Here is an 868-nt window from a genome sequence, read left to right as displayed (position 1 = left end):
TCGCCCCCCGGCGCAGCGGCCAGGTCCGCCACCGGCTGCGCCGCGGCGATGCGGGCCAGCGCATCCAGCGCCACCTGCCGGCCCGAGGTCTTGGCGGTGAGGAAGAACACCTTGTCCAGCCGCTCGCCCGGCGCCGCCTTGAGCAGCGGGAACAGCGTGCCCACCGTCTTGCCGATGCCGGTGGGCGCCTGCGCCAGCAGGCAGCGTCCGGCGGTGGCGCTGCGGTACACAGCCTCGGCCAGGGGCCGCTGCCCGGTGCGAAAGCCTCCGAACGGAAACACCGCCGCGCGCAGCGCCGCATCGCGCGTGGCGCGGTGGGCCGCCTCCTGCTCGGCCCAGCCGAGAAAGCGCCCGCACTGCGCCTCGAAATGGGCGCGCAGGGCGTCGGCCGTGCAGGGCTCGACCAGCACCGTCTCCTGCTGGCTGCCGATGTCGAAGTACACCAGCGCCACGTCGACCCGCGCGAGCTGCCGCGCCTGGCACAGCAGCCACCCATACACCTTGGCCTGCGCCCAATGCAGCGCGCGGTGCGAGTCGGGCTGCCGGTCCAGCCGGCCCTTGAAGGTCTTGACCTCGTCCAGCCGGCCCGCGGCGGGATCGAACCCGTCGGCCCGGCCCCGCACATGCAGGTGGCGGTAGTGGCCCTCCAGCGCCACCTCGCTCTCGTAGCCCGGGCCGGCGCCGGCGCCCGGCCCGCCATGCGCCGCTGGGCCACGGTGGCATGGCCGGCGATGCCTTCGAGCGCGGTGGGCGCGGGGGTGAACCGCAGGTCCAGATCGCCCTGCTTGGCCGTGAACTCGCACAGCTCGCGCACGGCCACGGTGTACATCAGGCCGTGCCCTTGCAGGGGTCCGCGCGACCTGGCCGG

The 868-nt window shown here is 75.0% G+C and carries 1 pseudogene; it reads right to left on the bottom strand.

The annotated features are described in order from the left end of the window. Positions 1-832: pseudogene (locus AC27KI_RS26085) on the bottom strand (ATP-dependent DNA helicase); the annotation flags it as partial. Between the last annotated feature and the right edge of the window lie 36 nt (positions 833-868).

This window comes from Acidovorax sp. KPB24-03 (assembly GCF_057546605.1).
This window is presented reverse-complemented; position numbering and strand designations above follow the sequence as displayed.